This is a genomic window from Psychrobacter sp. T6-1 (assembly GCF_052258445.1).
Map to the genome: position 1 here is coordinate 1 of NZ_JBQQFC010000668.1, position 759 is coordinate 759.

At 45.1% G+C, this 759-nt stretch carries 1 protein-coding gene; it reads left to right on the forward strand.

Annotated features, from left to right (window positions below; all coding sequences use genetic code 11):
* Nucleotides 1-759 (forward strand): nucleotide sugar dehydrogenase (locus tag ACTXGO_RS15285; protein WP_443575118.1); only part of this gene is annotated, 759 nt, incomplete at both ends.

A 759-nucleotide genomic window follows, 5' to 3' on the forward strand; every position in this document is an offset into this window, starting at 1 on the left:
AAGTCTGACGATATCGTCGTCTATGAGTCAACGGTCTATCCTGGCGCAACCGAAGAGGTCTGTATACCTGTACTAGAAAAGGTATCAGGACTGACATTCAATCAGGACTTTTATGCAGGCTACAGTCCAGAGCGTATCAACCCAGGTGATAAAGAACATCGAGTGACCAATATCCTCAAGGTAACCGCAGGCTCAACGCCACAAGTTGCTGATTTCGTCGATGAGGTATATAACTTAATTATTACCGCAGGCACTCATAAAGCGCCCAGTATCAAAGTAGCAGAAGCTGCCAAGGTGATCGAAAACACCCAAAGAGATGTCAATATTGCTCTGATTAATGAGCTAGCGGTTATCTTTAATAAGATGGATATCGATACCGAGGCGGTACTGACTGCCGCAGGTACAAAATGGAACTTTTTACCGTTTCGTCCAGGCCTAGTAGGTGGTCACTGCATCGGTGTTGACCCTTATTACCTCACTCATAAGGCGCAAGCTATCGGCTATAATCCTGAAATAATACTAGCGGGTCGTCGTCTGAACGATAGTATGGGCGAGTACGTCGTCACGCAACTGGTCAAGACTATGATCAAAAAGCGCATTCAGGTCGAAGGCGCTAGAGTACTTATATTAGGACTGAGTTTTAAAGAGAACTGTCCTGATGTACGTAATACCAAAGTAATAGATATCGTGCATGAGCTAGAAGAGTACAATATCGAAGTGGATGTCTATGATCCGTGGATAGACAGCAGCGAGGCTGAG